Source organism: Butyrivibrio sp. LB2008 (assembly GCF_000621565.1).
Classification (GTDB): domain Bacteria; phylum Bacillota; class Clostridia; order Lachnospirales; family Lachnospiraceae; genus Butyrivibrio.
This window is the reverse complement of sequence record NZ_JHXZ01000009.1, coordinates 228130-246172: the sequence shown is the minus strand read 5'-3', so window position 1 is coordinate 246172 and position 18043 is coordinate 228130. Positions and strand designations below refer to the sequence as shown.

18 protein-coding genes are annotated in these 18043 nt (G+C 40.7%); 1 reads left to right on the top strand and 17 read right to left on the bottom strand.

What is annotated here, in order from left to right; translation table 11 throughout:
• Both der and T356_RS0101090 read right to left on the bottom strand, forming a co-directional pair.
• Positions 1–1329 carry a ribosome biogenesis GTPase Der gene (gene der / locus T356_RS0101095; protein WP_026512892.1) on the bottom strand — a complete coding sequence of 443 codons (1329 nt, stop codon included), beginning with the start codon at positions 1327–1329 and terminating at the stop codon, positions 1–3.
• A 12-nt stretch (positions 1330–1341) separates the two neighbouring features.
• Entirely contained in the window at positions 1342–2700 is a 1359-nt protein-coding gene (locus T356_RS0101090) for a DUF512 domain-containing protein (RefSeq protein ID WP_026512891.1), read from the bottom strand.
• A gap of 151 nt (positions 2701–2851) precedes the next feature.
• On the opposite strand from T356_RS0101090, the gene T356_RS0101085 reads away from it, so the two are divergent.
• Positions 2852–4051 (top strand): ribose-phosphate pyrophosphokinase, encoded by a 1200-nt coding sequence (locus T356_RS0101085; protein WP_026512890.1) that lies wholly within the window; start codon positions 2852–2854, stop codon positions 4049–4051.
• A gap of 70 nt (positions 4052–4121) precedes the next feature.
• Here T356_RS0101085 and T356_RS20030 read toward each other — a convergent pair whose 3' ends face one another.
• The 15 genes from T356_RS20030 to T356_RS0101010 form a co-directional block, all read right to left on the bottom strand.
• Positions 4122–6593 (bottom strand): sensor histidine kinase, encoded by a 2472-nt coding sequence (locus tag T356_RS20030; protein WP_051563060.1) that lies wholly within the window; start codon positions 6591–6593, stop codon positions 4122–4124.
• The gene (locus tag T356_RS0101075) at positions 6590–7285 is read right to left on the bottom strand and encodes a response regulator transcription factor (RefSeq protein ID WP_026512889.1); all 696 of its coding nucleotides are present in this window, start codon (positions 7283–7285) and stop codon (positions 6590–6592) included. Before T356_RS0101075 ends, T356_RS20030 begins: the two co-directional genes overlap by 4 nt.
• A 15-nt stretch (positions 7286–7300) precedes the next feature.
• Positions 7301–8182 carry a peptidoglycan editing factor PgeF gene (pgeF, locus tag T356_RS0101070; RefSeq protein WP_035780089.1) on the bottom strand — a complete coding sequence of 294 codons (882 nt, stop codon included), beginning with the start codon at positions 8180–8182 and terminating at the stop codon, positions 7301–7303.
• A 13-nt stretch (positions 8183–8195) separates the two neighbouring features.
• A complete protein-coding gene (locus T356_RS0101065; RefSeq protein WP_026512887.1) occupies positions 8196–8564 on the bottom strand; it encodes a YraN family protein in 369 nt (122 codons plus the stop codon).
• Positions 8561–8860 (bottom strand): EscU/YscU/HrcU family type III secretion system export apparatus switch protein, encoded by a 300-nt coding sequence (locus T356_RS0101060; protein ID WP_026512886.1) that lies wholly within the window; start codon positions 8858–8860, stop codon positions 8561–8563. The genes T356_RS0101065 and T356_RS0101060 overlap by 4 nt, the downstream gene beginning before the upstream one ends.
• Positions 8861–8862: 2 nt before the next feature.
• Entirely contained in the window at positions 8863–10602 is a 1740-nt protein-coding gene (gene fliK / locus T356_RS0101055; RefSeq protein ID WP_026512885.1) for a flagellar hook-length control protein FliK, read from the bottom strand.
• The gene (locus T356_RS0101050; protein WP_026512884.1) at positions 10599–11360 is read right to left on the bottom strand and encodes a ribonuclease HII; all 762 of its coding nucleotides are present in this window, start codon (positions 11358–11360) and stop codon (positions 10599–10601) included. Before T356_RS0101050 ends, fliK begins: the two co-directional genes overlap by 4 nt.
• Positions 11360–11893: a signal peptidase I gene (lepB, locus tag T356_RS0101045; protein WP_026512883.1), complete on the bottom strand. Its 534-nt coding sequence runs from the start codon at positions 11891–11893 to the stop codon at positions 11360–11362. The genes T356_RS0101050 and lepB (T356_RS0101045) overlap by 1 nt, the downstream gene beginning before the upstream one ends.
• Positions 11894–11924: 31 nt before the next feature.
• On the bottom strand, positions 11925–12797 hold the full coding sequence (gene ylqF, locus T356_RS0101040) for a ribosome biogenesis GTPase YlqF (RefSeq protein ID WP_026512882.1): 873 nt from the start codon (positions 12795–12797) through the stop codon (positions 11925–11927).
• 19 nt (positions 12798–12816) lie between these two features.
• Positions 12817–13407 carry a signal peptidase I gene (gene lepB, locus T356_RS0101035; protein WP_026512881.1) on the bottom strand — a complete coding sequence of 197 codons (591 nt, stop codon included), beginning with the start codon at positions 13405–13407 and terminating at the stop codon, positions 12817–12819.
• Between the two features lie 69 nt (positions 13408–13476).
• Entirely contained in the window at positions 13477–13827 is a 351-nt protein-coding gene (gene rplS, locus T356_RS0101030; protein ID WP_022763985.1) for a 50S ribosomal protein L19, read from the bottom strand.
• A 107-nt stretch (positions 13828–13934) separates the two neighbouring features.
• Positions 13935–14357 carry a cytidine deaminase gene (cdd, locus tag T356_RS0101025; protein ID WP_026512880.1) on the bottom strand — a complete coding sequence of 141 codons (423 nt, stop codon included), beginning with the start codon at positions 14355–14357 and terminating at the stop codon, positions 13935–13937.
• Between the two features lie 15 nt (positions 14358–14372).
• Positions 14373–15314, bottom strand: a complete 942-nt coding sequence (locus tag T356_RS0101020; protein WP_026512879.1) for an ABC transporter permease — start codon at positions 15312–15314, stop codon at positions 14373–14375.
• Complete coding sequence (locus T356_RS0101015) at positions 15314–16450, bottom strand: ABC transporter permease (RefSeq protein ID WP_026512878.1); 1137 nt, start codon at positions 16448–16450, stop codon at positions 15314–15316. The genes T356_RS0101020 and T356_RS0101015 overlap by 1 nt, the downstream gene beginning before the upstream one ends.
• Positions 16450–18009 carry an ABC transporter ATP-binding protein gene (locus tag T356_RS0101010; protein ID WP_026512877.1) on the bottom strand — a complete coding sequence of 520 codons (1560 nt, stop codon included), beginning with the start codon at positions 18007–18009 and terminating at the stop codon, positions 16450–16452. The genes T356_RS0101015 and T356_RS0101010 overlap by 1 nt, the downstream gene beginning before the upstream one ends.
• Positions 18010–18043 lie beyond the last annotated feature (34 nt).

Sequence of the window (18043 nt, the reverse complement as noted above, 5' to 3'; positions counted from 1 at the left end):
TTACTTATCCTCTTTTCTCTCTCTTATAATAAATCTAAGGGGCGTACCCTTAAATCCGAATGCTTCTCTGATCTGATTCTCTATATATCTCGTATAACTAAAGTGCATAAGCTTCTTGTCATTTACGAAGATAACGAAAGTCGGCGGTTTAACCGAAGCCTGAGTGATGTAGTAAAGCTTTAATATCTTGCCCTTGTCACTCGGTGGCTGCTGCATTACAACTGCCTGAGTCATGATCTCGTTGAGAACACCCGTAGAAACTCTTAGAGCGTGATTCTCACTTACAATATCGATCATCTCATAGAGTTTAACAAGTCTCTGGCCTGTCTGCGCAGAAATAAAGATAATCTCCGCATAATTCATAAATGCCAGAGTATTTCTGATATTCTTGGTAAACTCCTTAACCGAATGATTGTCCTTTTCGATAAGATCCCATTTATTTACAGCAATGATAACAGCTTTTCCACTCTCATGAGCTATTCCGGCGATCTTCGCATCCTGTTCGGTAACACCGTCCTCGGCGTTGATAACAAGAATGGCTACATCGGCTCTCTCAACGGCTCCGACTGTTCTGACGATCATGTAATGCTCAAGTTCGTCCTTGACCTTACTCTTTCTGCGAAGTCCGGCCGTATCAATAAATGTATATTTCTTGCCGTTGTATTTAACTTCCGTATCAATGGCATCTCTTGTTGTTCCTGCAATATCGGAAACGATAAGTCTGTTCTCCCCGATAAGCTTATTGATAATTGATGATTTTCCTACATTGGGCTTACCGATAATGGCAATCTTGGTAGTATCATCTTCCTCATCATTTGTGGAATCTTTGCTAAAGTGGCTTACAACTTCCTCAAGAAGATCACCTATTCCAAGCTTGTTAACCGCAGAAATAGGGAAAGGCTCACCTATTCCAAGATTATAAAACTCGTATACATCAAGTGAATCCCTGCTATAGCTGTCCACCTTATTTACACACAAAACAACAGGCTTTCCCGATCTTCTGAGCATATCCGCAACCTTGGAATCAGAATCGGTAAGTCCCTGTTTAACATCAACCATAAATACGATAACATCAGCCGTATCTATGGCAATCTGTGCCTGCTCTCTCATCTGTGAGAGAATAATATCCTTTGAATCAGGCTCGATACCACCTGTATCGATAAGAGTAAAGCTATGATTAAGCCACTCTACATCCTGGTAAATTCTGTCTCTTGTAACACCGGGAGTGTCCTGCACTATGGCAATCCTGCTTCCCGCAAGAGCATTAAAGAGTGTTGATTTTCCGACATTTGGTCTTCCGACCACCGCTACTATATTTTTTCTGCTCATGTATTTTCCTTTTTAATATGTATTATCGACCGGAACACCGAATAGTACTGCCGCAAGTTCATGACCGTCGCACTTTGATATTCCAATCTTTATATCAAGCTCTTTTTCTATATCTCCTATCTTAACATCATCAAGGAGATAATCTTCGCCGCTTCTAAGCAGATTCTCGGGAAGGTAAAGCGTTGTTCCAAGTCTCCTGCCTTTAAGCTGCTTTATAATATCCTGTCCGGTAAGAAGTCCCGAAACAGTGATCCTTTCGCCAAAAAACTCATTGACTATCTCATATACGTGAACCTTAAGCCCGGGGCAAACTCCCATCGCTCTTTCAGCAATCTGCTGTATGCATGGATAAACAAGTCTTCCCGTCGCAAGTGAGATTTCTCTTTTTATGGAATTAAGCTCATCTGCATGGCCGGTTGTAAGTGCGTAAAGCGCCTCTCCGTATTCATCCAGAAGAAGTCTCATCATGCCTACGCCATTCTCGTACTGAATATATCCGTCATAGCGCTCGGCCTCGGGAAACTCTCTTCCCGCAAGGAAATACCATTCGTCACTAGCATGGATGAAATGAATGCCGTGCTCATCATACACTTTTTTCTGCCACTTTTCTATCATATCTATGACATTGCAGGCATCTTCCTTCTCAAAAGGCTCAAGAGGGTAAAGACCGTCTCTGTACTTGGACAGCCCGACAGGAACAACCGATACGCTTTGAAGATTCGGAATATATTTCGTAAGATCGGATATTGATCTCTCGAGTTCCGCCCCGTCATTTACGCCCTTGCACAGAACAATCTGACCGTTGAGCTCAATTCCCGTTCCGGGCGCACACAGCCTGTCCACCTTCTTAAGAGCTTCCCCGGCAAATCTGTTTCCGAGCATTTTGCATCTGAGTTCAGGATTGGTTGTCTGAAAAGAAACATTGATGGGCGAAAGATGATACTTAAGGATCCTGTCGATATCCGAATCGGACATATTAGTCAATGTGACGTAATTGCCCTGCAAAAAAGAAAGTCTGGAATCATCATCTTTAAAATATAAAGTATCGCGCATCCCCTTTGGCATCTGATCTATGAAACAAAAGATACACTTATTGCTACAAGATCTGTAATTGTCCATGAGCCCGTTATCAAATTCTATTCCGAGATCCTCATCAAATTCTTTGTCAATGTCAAGGATCCACTCCTCTCCATCCGCCTTTTCGATAAGGACTTCCAAATGCTCGTCCTGAACAAGATACTGATAATCGAAAATATCTTTGATCTCCTGTTCGTTGATCTTGAGCAATTTGTCACCCGGCTCAATATTAAGTTCTTCGGCAATGCTGCCCTCTTCGACTCTGCCGATAAGGTGCCCTTTTTTTGAAACCATTAAAAAAATAACCTCATATTCTGCAGGATTACCCCAATAAAGTATTATATATGAAATTCCTTGACTTGTCAGTAAGCATAATGATAAAACAATATAGGAAGTTAAATGCTTCAGAAAATACAAACTTCAGATTCCGAAGAAAGGAACAAATATGCCAGATTTTTCTATACTGGAAACATCTATTCCGGTTGCTCCGCTTAATTTGATCGTTATGGACTCAGCAAAAGAGCTGGGAGACAGCGTAGATCATTATATTTCGGAGTTTCGCCACAATCTTTACAAAATGCCTGAGAACGACCCTGCTTTTCACGGATATGTCAAGGACAGCTACAAGATAAACTACTGTCTTAACCGTTTCGGAAGCGGCGAAGCAAAGGCTGCGATCAATGAAAGCGTCCGCGGAAACGACGTGTATATTCTCACTGATATATGCAATTACAGCATTACTTATAAAATGTATGATTACATAAATCACAAATCTCCCGACGATCACTATCAGGATATTAAGAGAGTTATCGGTGCCCTGACAGGCAAGGCCAAAAGAATCAATGTAATCATGCCCTTCTTATATGAAGGAAGACAGCACAAGAGAAACGGCATGGAATCTCTTGATGCGGCCCAGATGTTTAAAGAGCTCTATGACATGGGCATTTCCAATTTCATTACTTTTGATGCTCACGATCCAAGGATTTCCAATTCAAAACCTCTCGGAGGCTTTGATAATTTCCTTGCTTCATATCAGTTCATGAAAGCTCTGCTCTCACATATAGACGATCTTATCGTAGACAAGGATCATCTCACCGTTATCAGCCCTGACGAAGGCGCTCTTGACAGAGCTGTATATTTTGCCAACGTTATCGGTGCTGACACAGGAATGTTCTACAAGAGACGTGACTATGCTCATGTAGTAAACGGAAGCAATCCTATCGTTGCACACGAATTCCTCGGTTCAGACATTTCAGGAAGAGACGTTATCATAATCGATGACATGATCTCATCCGGCTCAAGTATGATAGATACAGCCAAGCAGCTCAAGAACATGGGTGCAAAACGAGTATTCATCTGCACTACATTCGGTCTTTTCACTAACGGAATGGATAAGTTCGATGAAGGCTATGAGAAGAAATACTTCGATGCCGTTATAACAACAAACCTTACATATATGGATCCCGAGATCACAACAAGACCGTATCTCTTTATTGCCGATATGGGTAAGTTCCTCGCAACCATAATTGATTTCCTTAATCACGATGCTACTTTGGCAAGCGTAAATATGCCTACAGACAAGATTCGTGAAATCGTAAGCAAGTACAATTCCGGATGCAAGACTCCCGATGAATTGTTCGACTGATCATAAAATAAATCTCCGGCTCTTCAATGTTATTTGAAAAGCCGGAGATTTTTGATTCTGTTTAATCTTTTTATTCCATATGCTCAAAAGAAATAACTACCTTGAAAAGGTCTCCGTCAAGCTTTATCTCAAACTCTCCGCCCTGCGCGATAGTCAGGTTCTTTGCTATAGAAAGCCCAAGCCCGCTTCCTTCCGTCGTTCTGGACTCATCACCTCTGATAAATCTCTCGGTAAGTTCATCAACGCCGATATTAAGCTCAGTTTCGGAAATATTCTTTACAGAAAACTCAACTTTCTTTTTCCGATCACCCTCTTTAATATAGGCCATATCCATATAAACTCTGGTTCCCGAGAGAGCATATTTGCAAACGTTATTTAAGAGGTTCTCTACAACTCTCCACAAATGTCTTGCATCAGCATTGATGCACATACTCTGCTCTTCATGCTTGAATATCAAAGTTAAGGATTTCGTTTCGAACTTCTCATAAAACTCACCTATAGTCTGATTTATAAACTCGACAAAGTCTATTTTTCCAAGCTGAATGCTTATATTACCCGAACTTATCTTGGACGCCTCAACAAGGTCTTCCGTAAGTTGTTTAAGTTTCTGGGATTTGGACTCCAGAACTTCAACATACTCTTTTACCTTCTCATTATCTATATCTTCCCGTTTGATGAGGTCGACATAATTGATGATGGAAGTAAGCGGTGTCTTAATATCATGTGAGACATTTGTTATAAGATCCGCCTTTAGTTTTTCGTCCTTCATACTGGTATTTACAGCAATCTTAATTCCTTCACCGATTGAATTAACCGCCTCCGCAAGGCTTATATTATCGGAATGAAGTTCGCTTACATCAACTTTGGCACTCACATCGCCCTTTTTGATATTCTCGATAACATGGATAATTCCTTCTCTGTCAAAGTTCTGCCTGTATAAATATAGTCCTACCAAAGTATCCAAAAATCCGGCAATAACAATGCCGAGAATCCCTATCTTAAACAGCAGGAAATTTATGACCACAAAAAGAACATACGGAATCCAGGTCCTTACGATCACGCTTGTGTTATTTGTGGTATTTAATATCATTTTTCTGAAAAGGGCAACTATCTTCTTAAGTACACTGTCTTCCCATAAAACGGTATCTTTTCCCTTCTGCACCAGTCCGTAAACAAGTGATAAAAGGCCGATATCGATAACAACCGAAGATATGATTCCATAATACGGAAAAAGAACGTGCCTTAATATCCTTCCGAAATTCACATGCCAGACATTGATCACAATGCCGACAATAACAAACGGAACAGCCATTATCGCCATACACAGGATTATCAAAAGCTCTGTGCCTATTCTCTTATGATTGCAATCTGCGTTTTCTCTCACAGGAATCTTTACGATATATACAGTGAAAAGAATCAAATATAAAAGTACCGCCAAGCCGCATACAATATAGAGCTGGCTGCGATAAGGCATATACTTCGAAAAGCTGGCTTTTCCCTTGGAAAAGTCATCCGATGCAGGATATCCATTGGTATCAACAGCAATATATACTTTAATCTGATCTGGATATGCATAACTGTATGTCTTGATCACAGATCTGACGGTATTTTCATTTATGAGCGTATTTGTATCATACATAAGCTCATAGGGACAATAATAGATATACTTTCCATACTTCTTGAATCTCTCAAGAACGTCCACTCCCGGAATCTCTTCCTTAAGGTCTTCTACATTTGTATATACTTCAGTCTTGCCGTTTATCATCCTCGTAATGTAATATCTGAGATTGGAATTCTGATAGCTGTAATAATTTATAAGCTTGCTGTACTCCGTAAAGTTAAGTACAAGATTATTTGCCGATTCATCGACATAAGACGCCAAAAGATTGTAATCTTCCCAGGTCGAAACAAGATTCTGAATCTCCTTACCGTCAGTGGTCTTATATCTAGTCGTAAGAATATTATATTCGCCGCCTTCCGGATCCGTACTTGCAGAAATAGGAAACGTAAAGCTGTTGTCATCAAGCTGGGAGCTCAGATATGAATTCATACCTCCCGAAATCACATTGTTGTTAAGATGCGTATATGTCGTAGTTCTGCTAAGAAACGCCTTACTGTCTTCCGGGGTGAACTTCATCTTTTTATATTCAAATCCGCTTTTTCCCCAGTTTAAAAGATCCGAAAGATAGTAATTTGCCGTGATATAATCTCCGGGAAGAACGCTTCCCTTACTCACATATGCAGTAACATCAATAACTTTCTTGCCGTCATACTGTCCCTTTGTTTCAAGCTGCGTCCTTTCCGCAACAAGCCTGAACACATTGGACATATTGTTTCCAAAGATATTATTAAAAAGATATGATTCCTCATAACTTCTACTTCTGTCAGATTCATAGAGATTGTAAGAAATATCTTTTCCCGCACTATTAATAACAACGCTTGTTCCCACAACCGCAGAAATTACAATAAAAACAACAAAGGCAGCCAATATATGTTGAAAAATGCGTATCATCACGCTATATTTAAAGCCTTGTTTCTTCATATATTTTCATCCTCAACCTTGTATCCGACACCCCAGACAACTTTAAGGAATTTTGGATCCTTTGGATTGATCTCAATTTTTTCACGAATATGTCTGATATGAACGGCTATTGTATTGTCCGCACATACCGCAGAATCATGCCATATCTGCTCATATATCTGATTGATCGAATATACTTTTCCTTTATTTTTTACAAGAAACGCAAGAATATTGTACTCAATAGGTGTAAGCCTTATGCTCTCGCCGTAAACGAAACACTCCTTTGAATTATCATCAATAACAAGTCCGCCTGAGGAATAGACATTCTCTTTTTCTTCCATACGTCCAAGAGACACGTATCTTCTGATATTGGATTTGACTCTTGCAACAAGTTCAAGCGGATTAAACGGCTTGGAAACATAATCGTCCGCACCGATATTAAGACCGAGTATCTTATCGGAGTCCTCACTTTTGGCAGAAAGAAAAATTACGGGAATTGTACTGAATTTCCTAAGTTCCTTCACAAAATGTATTCCGTCCATTCTCGGCATCATGATATCAACGATTGCAAGCTGTATCTCAGCTTTCTTCATGGCTTCTATCGCCTCTATTCCGTCATATGCCTTGTAGACTCTGAATCCTTCCTGTTCAAGATAGATCTCAATGGCATCTACTATTTCTTTATCATCATCACATACTAAAATGTTTTCCATATTAACCTCACAAAATCAATCCAAATCATCCTTAAGTGACAAAAACGCACACAGATTTCCCCTGTTATCCTTGTGTACCCTATGTGAGAACAAAAGATCCGGATTACATCTGGTACAGATATCTGTAATAAGAATATTCTCAGCTTTTACGCCGCTCTTAATAAGTGTATATCTTATCGCATTCCACAGATACAGCCTGAATTTCCCATTGGGATAAGGAACGAGTATATTTTCTCTTTCAAGCTCTTCCTGCGTATAATTTTCAGCAAATTCATCGGCAACGTCTCCACCGATCTCGTAGCACTCACCGCATATTGAAGGGCCTACCGCACAGATAAGGTCTTTGGGATCAGTTCCGTATTCTTTTGTCATTGCTTCAATTGTCCTTGCCGAGATCTCACCCTTAGTGCCTTTCCAGCCCGAATGTGAAAGGCCGATAGCTCTTTTGACCGGATCTATAAAAAATACCGGCGGACAATCGGCGTGGAAGGTTGACAGAATAATTCTGGGAATATTGGTTATAAGTCCGTCTATATCCGTATAGTCGCGAAGCTTAGCAGGGCCTTTGCCTCTGTCTTCTTCCGTAACCTTCATAACATTGACCGTATGTGTCTGGAATGTGCATACGAAATCGTCGAGCTTTCTTCCGTGCCCCAGAACATCGGATATTCTCCTGTAATTTTCATCCACGGCTTCTTTTTCATCTCCGCGGGTATAACTTAGATTCATTTCGGAAAAGCAGCCTTTCGAAACTCCTCCGAGCCTTGTACTAAAGAGATGGTCTACAATCCCAAGTTCTTCTATTTTCGGAAAAACAAGGTAGTGAACACCTTTATTTTCTCTAAGTTCCATTGTCTTTTCATTGCCACATCTCTTGATGTCTATATATCTGATCATTTATTTCTCCATATCACAAAACATATTCAAAAGCATTTTTTAGCCATTTTACATTACACATACCATTTTCGGAAGCATTGACCGCAATTACATCATACCTCATTGGCATATCAAAATCTCCTCCGTTCATGCGGATATATACTTTAGAAGCTTTACAAACGGCCTTTTGCTTGGCAAAGCCTACTGCCTCAAGCGCATCTCCGTATTTATCCCCGGCCCTGTATTTTACTTCAACAAAGCAAAGATAATCGCCGTCTCTTGCAATAATGTCTATCTCGCCCTGTCTTGACCTGTAATTTCTCTTTACGATCTTGCCGCCGTTATTTCTGATATATTCAGCCGCGATATCTTCATAAAAAGTTCCTACATCTCTTTTATTCATCTTCTGGTCTTATCCTTTGCCTTTATCTTATCCATCGCATCTACAAAGACAAGGACCTCCGCTACAACTTCATATAATTCAGGCGGGATCATCTCACCGATCTCAAGCTTTGAAAGTGTATCCGCAAGCTTACTGTCCTCATGCACGGGAATCTTATTTTCCTGCGCCTGTTCGATAATTTTCTCGGCAAGCGCGCCTTTTCCGGAAGCAAGTACTACGGGCGCCCCGTTCTCATTCGGATCGTATCCGAGAGCAACCGCGGTCTTTATTTTTTTGTCCTGATCTTTTTCTGCCATCGCTATGCCCTCGCATCAAATGAAGCTGTAGAGATCACAGACATCTTATTAATATCAAACATCTCATCCACAGCCAAATCGCCTTCATCTTTATCATCATGCAGCATCATCCTGGCTTGCATGGTATATCCGCGCTTTTCAAGCCTTTCGTTCAGGATATGTATATTGTCATTTATAAGATCTAATATTTCATCGTCCATAACATAAAAGTTAGTGGAAACCTTATTTTCCTTCATCTTAACAAACACGTCAACAGGTCCCAGATTATCCATATCAAGATGAAGAACAGCGCTTACAGAGCCATCTTCGCTTATTCTTTTATTCTTGTTTCTATAAACATACAGATCGCCGTGAGCTTCCTGGCCGCTCATCTGAAGCGGAAGCTGAACATACTGAAAAATCTGATTAAGCTGATTCATAAAATCAAGATTGTTCTGCATATTATTGACGGTATTCCCAAGCTTTGAGTCTGCACCGAGCGTATTATTTATGGTATCTGCCATGCTCTTAAGCTGACTTCCGAGTCTTTGATAAAGCGCAGTTACATTATCCTTCTTTTCAACATCACCGGGCTTAAGAAGCCACTCATCAAAAACGCCATTCTTTAATATCTTCCCAAACTCTTTATGTGAAAAAAGATCCTTTAATAAATTCTTCGTCTCATCAGACATATTCTCGGTATCAGACAGCATTAGCGAAAGTTCTTTCAGCAGATCTTTTCCGTCAAACTTAGCACCGCTGTCTTCCTTTGACGCTGCTAATATATACTTCTCCGTCACTTCGGGAGAAATATTTAGTGCTTTCATTTTATCGGCAAACTCCGCCTTTGAAGGATCTTTTAGGACTTCACTCGCTATCTGCCCATCAGCATCTTTGTCTGCAACAGTTTTTTCAGCTGTTCCCTGAAGATTATTGTCAAAAGCTTTGTTTACTGCGTTTTCATCATCATCTTGCAATGCCCCTGAGACTTCTAAACCGCCACCGCCGTGAGCCGCCTTATCAGAAACTACAGCCTCATTTAATGTACCCTCTTCCACAGCAGCCGCATCAGGAGATCCCGCCGAAACAAATTCGTCAATAACTCCCTTGTAAAGAGAAAATGCCTGATCTGTCTTTCCCTCCGCCGCAAGTGCATTAAACGCCTGCGGAAGCTCATCAGCAAACTCCTGCATTTCATTTATGACCTGATGCTCATAATTCTTGTAATTTTCAAACTGTGAAATGTTATTTTCGGTAATTGGAATATTAAGACTCTTCATCTCAACAAGTGTTGAAATAGAAGCATTCTGAAAAGAAGAAACAACATTATTCATATCACGGAGCGCATCCCTATTGATCGGAAGCCCCGATTTCATCATGCTTTCAACCATAGCCACACTGTCATTGGTGATTGCTATGCCCGCAGCATTTAATGCTTTCTCAGTACTTAAAGAAATTGCTGTATTTTCAAAAAGAGGCGTAAGAGAAACACCGTTTTGAGACAGGGACTTCACTGCAAAATTCAAAGTCTGCCCCTGTCTAAGACCCATTTCATCGGAAAGTTTGGCATGGATGACACTGTCACCCAGACTGATATTGGCATATCTTGCGCCATCTTCTTCCGAAACAGACACAACAGTGCCCTGAATACTGTCGCCTGCCTTAAGCTCTAAAGCTTTACTTTCGGCAGACTGTATCTTGGTCTGAACGCCCTCAACGGTAATGGTTGTATTTGATTGTGATACGTTTAAGACACCACTCATATAAAATTCCCTATAAAAGATCTGCGATGAATGGGACAAGGACCGTATTTTTTGATAGCATCAATATGCTCTTTGCTTCCGTAGCCTTTATTCGAATCAAAGCCATACTCAGGATATTCCTCCGCGTACTGCTTCATGACTCTGTCTCTCGTAACCTTGGCAATGATACTTGCAGCCGCAATTGACGCACTCTTCGCATCTCCTTTTATAATAGAGATCTGCTTATACTCATCAAGCTGAGGAATATGCACGGCATCTATCAAAAGAGCTCCAGGCTTAACTGAAAGTTCCGAAACCGCCATAGTCATCGCTTCATAAGTAGCCTGTAAGATATTTATCTCATCTATCCTCTTTTCGGTTACATGTCCTATACCTACCGCTACAGCTTTTTCCATTATTTCAGAGTATAACTCTTCTCTCTTTTTTTCGGATAATTTCTTGGAATCATTAATATATAAAATATCAACATCCTCGGGAAGAATTACTGCCGCAGCATATACAGGTCCCGCAAGCGGGCCCCTTCCGACCTCATCGATTCCACAGAGAAGCCCGAACTGTCTGTTCTCATCTTCATACTTTCGCATTTCCTTAAGTCTGACTAGTTCTTTCTCTATAGAAGCAATGCGTTTTCCTGCCGTTTCAACAAGCTTGCGTACTCCGGCTCTCTCATCACTTTCATACTGCGCTATAAAATTCTTTAACTCATCCGCTGTAACAGATTCATTTAAAATACTTTTTATCTCACTAAGGGATTGCATCAATCTACTCCCCCGATACTGCTAAACGGGAAGATCCTGAAGATAACTCTTCCAAGGAACTCCTTCTTGTGAATATTTCCGACAGACTCATCACGGCTGTCCATGCTGTGATTTCTGTTATCACCCATTACAAAATATTCATCATCACCCAAAACAACATCCGTGATTGCTCTTCCGGGATCTTCTATAGTATCATTTCCGTAATCCTCATCAAGCTGCTCACCATTAATGAAGATATTTCCATAATCATCGATTCTGACTGTCTCTCCCGGAAGTCCGATGATTCTCTTAACAAAAAACTCTTTCTCGCCATGCTCGTATGGAAATACGATTATATCAAATCTCTTGGGCGCACTGAATCTGTAGGAAACCTTCTCAATAATAAGACTGTCTCCGTCATGCAATGTTGATTCCATAGATCGTCCGACAACTCGAGTTCTCTGTGCAACAAATGTAATAAACAAAAATGTGAGTATAAATACAACCGCAAGATACAGTGCCGTACTTAATACTTCTTTTAATACCTTATTCATTTCCCCTAGTCCCACTCCTTAAAAAATATTGTTACGGTCTTTCAAGTGATATTCTGCCAAGCTTTCCGTTTCTGAAATCATCAAGCAAAAGAGCTGCTGCTCTGTTGATGTCAGGTTCAGCCCCCTGCTTAAAGCATTTTCTGTTTACGGCTATAGCAGATAAAATCGCGCTGTAATGAGTTGCATATTGCTCATTTTCAAGCTCTTCAACCTGTTCGTCCGTAATACCGTACTTGTCGGGAATTGCATTCTTATAATTTACTTCAAGGATCTTAATAAGTTCGCATGCAAGCTCGCAAACATCAAGATTCTCATCATTCATAGAACCTATAAGAGCAAGATGAAGACCCACGGTCTCATCCTCAAACTTAGGCCACAAAATTCCCGGAGTGTCGAGAAGCTGCATATTCTTACCAAGAGAGATCCACTGCTTGCCCTTAGTAACACCGGGTTTATTTCCTGTCTTGGCAGACGCTCTTCCGGCAAGTTTATTTATAAAAGTCGACTTACCAACATTTGGAATTCCGGCAACCATCGCTCTGATTGGTCTTCCGACAATCCCACGCTTCTTATCTCTCTCTATTTTCTCGGCACATGCTTTTTGCACGAGATCTTTTACCTTAGACGCTTCATTTCCCGTCTTGGAGTTCATCTCCATAACGAAAGTCTTGCCATCACTGAAATACTCCTGCCACTTTTTGGTAACAGAAGGATCCGCAAGATCTGATTTATTCAATATAACAAGTCTGTACTTGTTTTTACCAAGATCATCTATATCGGGGTTTCTTCCTGATGCAGGTATTCTGGCATCTGTAAGCTCTATGATAATATCAATAAGTTTGATGTTTTCCTGCATCATCCTTATAGCCTTTGTCATATGCCCCGGGTACCACTGATAATTCATATATTCACCACTTATTTATTTAATTTATGAAGCCGCCGGATTTGTCATTAAACTTAATCTTATACCATGCTTTTCCTACGATCATATTATCTTTAACGATTCCGATATCTGCGCTTCTGGAGTCTTCACTGCCGTTTCGGTTATCCCCGAGAACAAAGTATTCTCCTCTTTCGAGTTTGATCACGTTCTCCGCGATACCTCCATCCTCCATTTTATCATATAAACCGTTCTTATCTTCCTGAACTTTTCCGTTTATATAAAGTTCTCCGTCAACAATCTGTACTTTATCACCGGAAACAGCCACAACACGCTTAACATAGAAATGAGAATTCGTATTGCCGTTCGGTAAAAAAACTATTATATCATTTTTCCTGGGGCCGAAAATCTTAAATGCGATTCTGTCCACAAGAACTCCCTGTCCGTTAGCGATTGTCGGCTCCATTGAATCTCCGACATTTCCGACTCTCGTGCCATATAAGTGGACAATTACAAAAGCAATAAGAATAGCCAGGCATGTTATACATATCCAAGACAATATCTCTTTTAACAGCTTGGGAGTAATAACTCTTTTTTTCTGGTAAAAAGAAAGGGTTCGTCTTTTTCGAAACATATATGATCCTCATCGTGCGTAAAAAAGAAAAAGGCAATTACCACTAAAGTAACTGCCTTTCCTAACAAATTATCTGGTAACAAGTTCCTTAACCTTAGCCTTCTTACCTGTAAGACCCTTAAGGTAGTTAAGCTTAGCTCTTCTAACCTTACCTCTTCTAACAACCTCTACCTTCTCAACGATAGGTGAGTGAAGGGGCCATGTCTTCTCAACACCAACACCGTAAGACTCTTTTCTTACTGTGAATGTTGTACGATTGCTTCCGCCCTGGATCTTCTTAACAGTTCCTTCGAAAACCTGAACTCTTTCACGGTTTCCTTCCTTAATCTTAGCGTGTACTCTTACAGTATCACCTGTGTGGAACTGAGGCGCATTGGCATTCAGCTGCTCTTTCTCGAGCTCTTCGATAATTGTACTCATATCTTTTCTCCTATCAAATGGACGTTCTTAATACAAAATAGCATAGTAACAGAGGACCGTCTGATTTTCATAACGCAGAATATAATAACATGAAATCATCGAAAAAGTCAACCAAAAAGATCTTTAGGCCCGAATCTTTCGGGCAAAATCTCGGGTAAAGTATATACTTTGTAGTCATCCTCTGATTTTGCGATTATTATATTGAAATCATCGTCGCAGAATTCACTCATAACCTGTCTGCAAACGCCACAAGGAAAGCAATACTCAAGTTCGTCCGAATCAGCATGACCACCCATGATGACTATAGCTGTAAATTCTCTGACGTTTTCGCTGACAGCCTTGAAAAATGCCGTTCTCTCAGCGCATATAGTTGGTGTATACGAGGCATTTTCTATATTACATCCCGTATATACTTTTCCGTTCTTGGCAAGCAATGCCGCTCCGACATTAAACTTGGAGTAAGGAGTATATGAAATCTTCCTCATTCCCGCCGCCTTGGAAATCAAATCTTTTATAATCTTCTCATCCATAAACAGTTCATCCTATTATCTCGAGCCCTTATCGTAAGGAATACCCTCTGCCTTAGGTGCACGAGAATTAGCTGATGTAAATGCAAGAACAATAAGTGAAATAATATATGGCATCATGTTGTATACAGATCCGGGTATATTGAGTGCCGCAAGGAAATCAAAGCCTGAATATACATTGGAAAGTGCTCTGAAAAATCCGAACAGCAATGCTGCAAGTCCGATATTAATAGGCTTCCACTGACCGAAGATCATAACTGCAAGAGCAAGGAAACCAAAACCTGCAACTCCGTTCTCAAACTTCCACTCACTTACGCCGGCTGTAATATAAACGATTCCGCCGACACCAGCAAGCATTCCTGAAATAAGAACACCTGCCCAGCGCATCTTATAAACATTGATACCCACACTGTCAGCAGCCTGAGGATGCTCACCGCAAGCCATAAGTCTGAGACCGAATCTTGTCTTATAAAGAACTACATATGCACATACAAGTGCTATAAAAGCTACAAGCATGAACCAGTTAAACTGGAACTTTCCGATATTGACAACAAGTGCTTTCTTTGCGGCAACATACTGAACGGTCGAAGAAACATTATTGGGATCTTCGGCAATATTGATTGTCTTTGCAATAACAGTTGCAGCAGCTGCAGCAAGCAGGTTAAGCGCTGTTCCTACAAGAGTCTGATCAGCTTTAAAATTGATGCAGGCAAATGCAAGAAGCATCGAATAAACAACACCGCAAACTATTGAAACAACAAGTACAGCAAGAACAATAAGTAATGAAGGAAGCGATGAATTGATGTACTTAAGTGTAAGCGCTCCTCCAAGTGCTCCCATAACCATGATTCCTTCAAGCCCAAGGTTTATAACACCTGAATGTTCAGAAAAACATCCACCGAGAGCTACGAGTATCAAAACCGAGGCAAACAAAAGTGTATATTGAAGAAGTAATACCATTATTTGTTACCTCCTTCTGCATTATTCTTTTTATTTTTTATCCTGCTGTTCAGGAAGAACTTAAAGAAAAGTACAAAACCGCAGAGATAAATGATGATTGCTGATATAAAATCAGAAATCTGTGAAGGATATACATTCTTATCAAGATAAGATCCTCCACTTGTGATGTGCTGGATAAAGTACGAAGCAAAAATTGTTCCTATAGGATCGAGTCCTCCAAGGAACGTAGCTGCGATACCGTTAAAGCCCATTCCGGGAACAGATGACTGTGTTACAGACCACTGCTCGTATCCTGTAAGGAAAAGGAATGCTGCACCGATTCCCGCAAGTGCGCCACCGATAAAAAGTGTCAAAATTATATTTCTCTTCTCTTTCATACCGCTGTATTTTGCGGCATCCTTGGCAATTCCGGTAGCCTTGATCTCATAACCGAAAACAGTCATTGAAAGAACAACCTTTATAAGGATTGCAATAATAACAGCAAGCGGAATAGCTATAGTAACATACTTATTGTTTGAAAAGAGCTTCTGAAGTCCGAGCGAAGGCAAAACAGCAGCCGCGTTGGTCTTCTCAAGTGAAACCGTATAAGGGCTCGCAGACTCTTTTACACTGCTAAGGATCATGTTCACTGTATAAAGTCCGATCCAGTTAAGCATGATTCCTGAAATAACCTCATTAACATTGAGATATGCCTTAAGGAAACCTACAGCAACACCGAAGAGACCTCCAGCGATAAGAGCTGCAACAAGGCATAAATACCAGGGCATACCAAGCTTAAGTGCGCAGAAAAGTGAAGCTCCCGCGCCGGCAACATACTGTCCTGCCGCACCAATATTGAAAAGGCCGGCCTGATAACAGAACTGAATCGAAAGAGCACACATAAGAAGAGGTGCTGCCTTAACCAATGTATTTCCGCAATACTTAAGCGCTGCCGCTTTTGACGGATATGTGAAATAGTTCTTGATGATAGTAATAATAGCTTCCGTAGCACCTTCCGCATTGATCAAAAGAAGTGCTATATAACCGATAAACAGACCTACTACTATACAAAGAAGTGATGCAATTATTGATTGAACAGCAGGCTTAGCCAAAATGCTTTCTTTTTCTGCCATTGTTTTGTTCACCTGTGCTGACATTATGCACCTACCTCCTTTCTCTTAGCTCCTGCCATGTAAAGCCCGAGTTCCTCGGGAGTGGTCGTCTTAGGATCAAACTCACCCACAAGCTCACCTTCATACATAACAAGTATTCTGTCTGAAATGCTCATAACTTCTTCAAGCTCAAGCGAAACAAGAAGAACCGCATGGCCTTCATCTCTGCGTGCAATAAGCTGTCTGTGAATATATTCGATAGCACCTACATCCAAACCTCTTGTGGGCTGAACCGCAATAAGCAGATTGGGATCCTTGTCAATCTCTCTGGCAATTATAGCCTTCTGCTGGTTACCGCCGGACATACTTCTTGATATCGTATCGGCACCCTGGCTTGAACGAATATCATACTGCTCTATAAGCTTGTCGGCATACTTTTTGATCTCGCCCTTCTTGAGGAAGCCTGCCTTTGAACTGAATTCAGGCTCAAAATATCTCTGGAGAACAAGATTATATGCAAGAGAATAATCCAGAACAAGACCATGTTTGTGTCTGTCTTCCGGAATATGGCTCATTCCGCTTGTAGAACGCTCTCTGATAGAAGCATGAGTAATATCTTTTCCCGAAAGCTCAATCTTACCGGATGTGATATTCTCAAGTCCCGAAAGTCCGTAAACAAGCTCAGTCTGACCGTTTCCATCGATTCCGGCGATACAAACGATCTCACCTTCTCTGACATCAAAAGAAACGTTTTTAACAGCATTATTGTGATGAAGCTTGGAAGGGACAGTCATGTTCTCGACATGGAGAATAACATTGCCGGGAGTCTTGTCTTCCTTGGTAGCAACAAGCTGTACATCACGACCGATCATCATTCTGGAAAGCTCTTCCTGATTGGTCTCTGAAATATTAACAGTACCGATGTATTTTCCTCTTCTCAAAACGCTGCATCTGTCTGCAACAGACATAATCTCGGCAAGCTTATGAGAAATAAAGAGAATTGACTTGCCCTCTTTTGCCAGATTCTTCATAATCTGCATAAGCTCATCAATCTCTGCGGGTGTAAGGACCGCAGTAGGCTCATCAAAGATAAGTATCTCATTATCTCTGTAAAGCATCTTGAGGATTTCCGTTCTCTGCTGCATACCAACAGTAATATCCTCAATCTTTGCATCGGGATCTACTTTAAGTCCGTACTTTTCTGAAAGCTCAGTTATCTTCTTTCTTGCAACATCCTTCTGTAATAAGCCGTTCTTAACCGTCTCAACACCGAGAATGATATTATCAAGAACAGAAAAACACTGAACAAGTTTAAAGTGCTGATGAACCATTCCTATACCAAGATCGTTGGCATCATTGGGATTGTTTATCTGCACTTCCTTTCCATCTTTTTTAATCACGCCTTCTTCAGCCTGATACAAGCCAAAAAGCACACTCATAAGCGTAGATTTACCGGCTCCGTTTTCACCCAAAAGAGCATGTATCTCGCCTTTTTTAAGCTGAATAGTAACGTTGTCATTAGCGATAATACCCGGGAAACGTTTTGTTATGCCTAGCATCTCAATAGCATATTCGCTGTTATCTGCCACTTTTGTCTCCTCCATATAAATTTGAATCTCCTATAAAAATATAACCATT

Excerpts from the sequence above, each read along its gene's own strand:
- T356_RS20030 (WP_051563060.1), bottom strand. The coding sequence starts at position 6,593 with ATGAAGAAACAAGGCTTTAAATATAGCGTGATGATACGCATTTTTCAA.
- rplS (WP_022763985.1), bottom strand. The coding sequence starts at position 13,827 with ATGAGTACAATTATCGAAGAGCTCGAGAAAGAGCAGCTGAATGCCAAT.
- fliK (WP_026512885.1), bottom strand. The coding sequence starts at position 10,602 with ATGAGTGGTGTCTTAAACGTATCACAATCAAATACAACCATTACCGTT.
- T356_RS0101085 (WP_026512890.1), top strand. The coding sequence starts at position 2,852 with ATGCCAGATTTTTCTATACTGGAAACATCTATTCCGGTTGCTCCGCTT.
- cdd (WP_026512880.1), bottom strand. The coding sequence starts at position 14,357 with ATGGATGAGAAGATTATAAAAGATTTGATTTCCAAGGCGGCGGGAATG.
- T356_RS0101015 (WP_026512878.1), bottom strand. The coding sequence starts at position 16,450 with ATGTCAGCACAGGTGAACAAAACAATGGCAGAAAAAGAAAGCATTTTG.
- T356_RS0101065 (WP_026512887.1), bottom strand. The coding sequence starts at position 8,564 with ATGAATAAAAGAGATGTAGGAACTTTTTATGAAGATATCGCGGCTGAA.
- lepB (WP_026512881.1), bottom strand. The coding sequence starts at position 13,407 with ATGTTTCGAAAAAGACGAACCCTTTCTTTTTACCAGAAAAAAAGAGTT.
- lepB (WP_026512883.1), bottom strand. The coding sequence starts at position 11,893 with ATGAATAAGGTATTAAAAGAAGTATTAAGTACGGCACTGTATCTTGCG.
- T356_RS0101050 (WP_026512884.1), bottom strand. The coding sequence starts at position 11,360 with ATGCAATCCCTTAGTGAGATAAAAAGTATTTTAAATGAATCTGTTACA.
- pgeF (WP_035780089.1), bottom strand. The coding sequence starts at position 8,182 with ATGATCAGATATATAGACATCAAGAGATGTGGCAATGAAAAGACAATG.
- T356_RS0101020 (WP_026512879.1), bottom strand. The coding sequence starts at position 15,314 with ATGGTATTACTTCTTCAATATACACTTTTGTTTGCCTCGGTTTTGATA.
- T356_RS0101010 (WP_026512877.1), bottom strand. The coding sequence starts at position 18,009 with ATGGAGGAGACAAAAGTGGCAGATAACAGCGAATATGCTATTGAGATG.
- der (WP_026512892.1), bottom strand. The coding sequence starts at position 1,329 with ATGAGCAGAAAAAATATAGTAGCGGTGGTCGGAAGACCAAATGTCGGA.
- T356_RS0101060 (WP_026512886.1), bottom strand. The coding sequence starts at position 8,860 with ATGGCAGAAAAAGATCAGGACAAAAAAATAAAGACCGCGGTTGCTCTC.
- T356_RS0101090 (WP_026512891.1), bottom strand. The coding sequence starts at position 2,700 with ATGGTTTCAAAAAAAGGGCACCTTATCGGCAGAGTCGAAGAGGGCAGC.
- T356_RS0101075 (WP_026512889.1), bottom strand. The coding sequence starts at position 7,285 with ATGGAAAACATTTTAGTATGTGATGATGATAAAGAAATAGTAGATGCC.
- ylqF (WP_026512882.1), bottom strand. The coding sequence starts at position 12,797 with ATGAATTATCAGTGGTACCCGGGGCATATGACAAAGGCTATAAGGATG.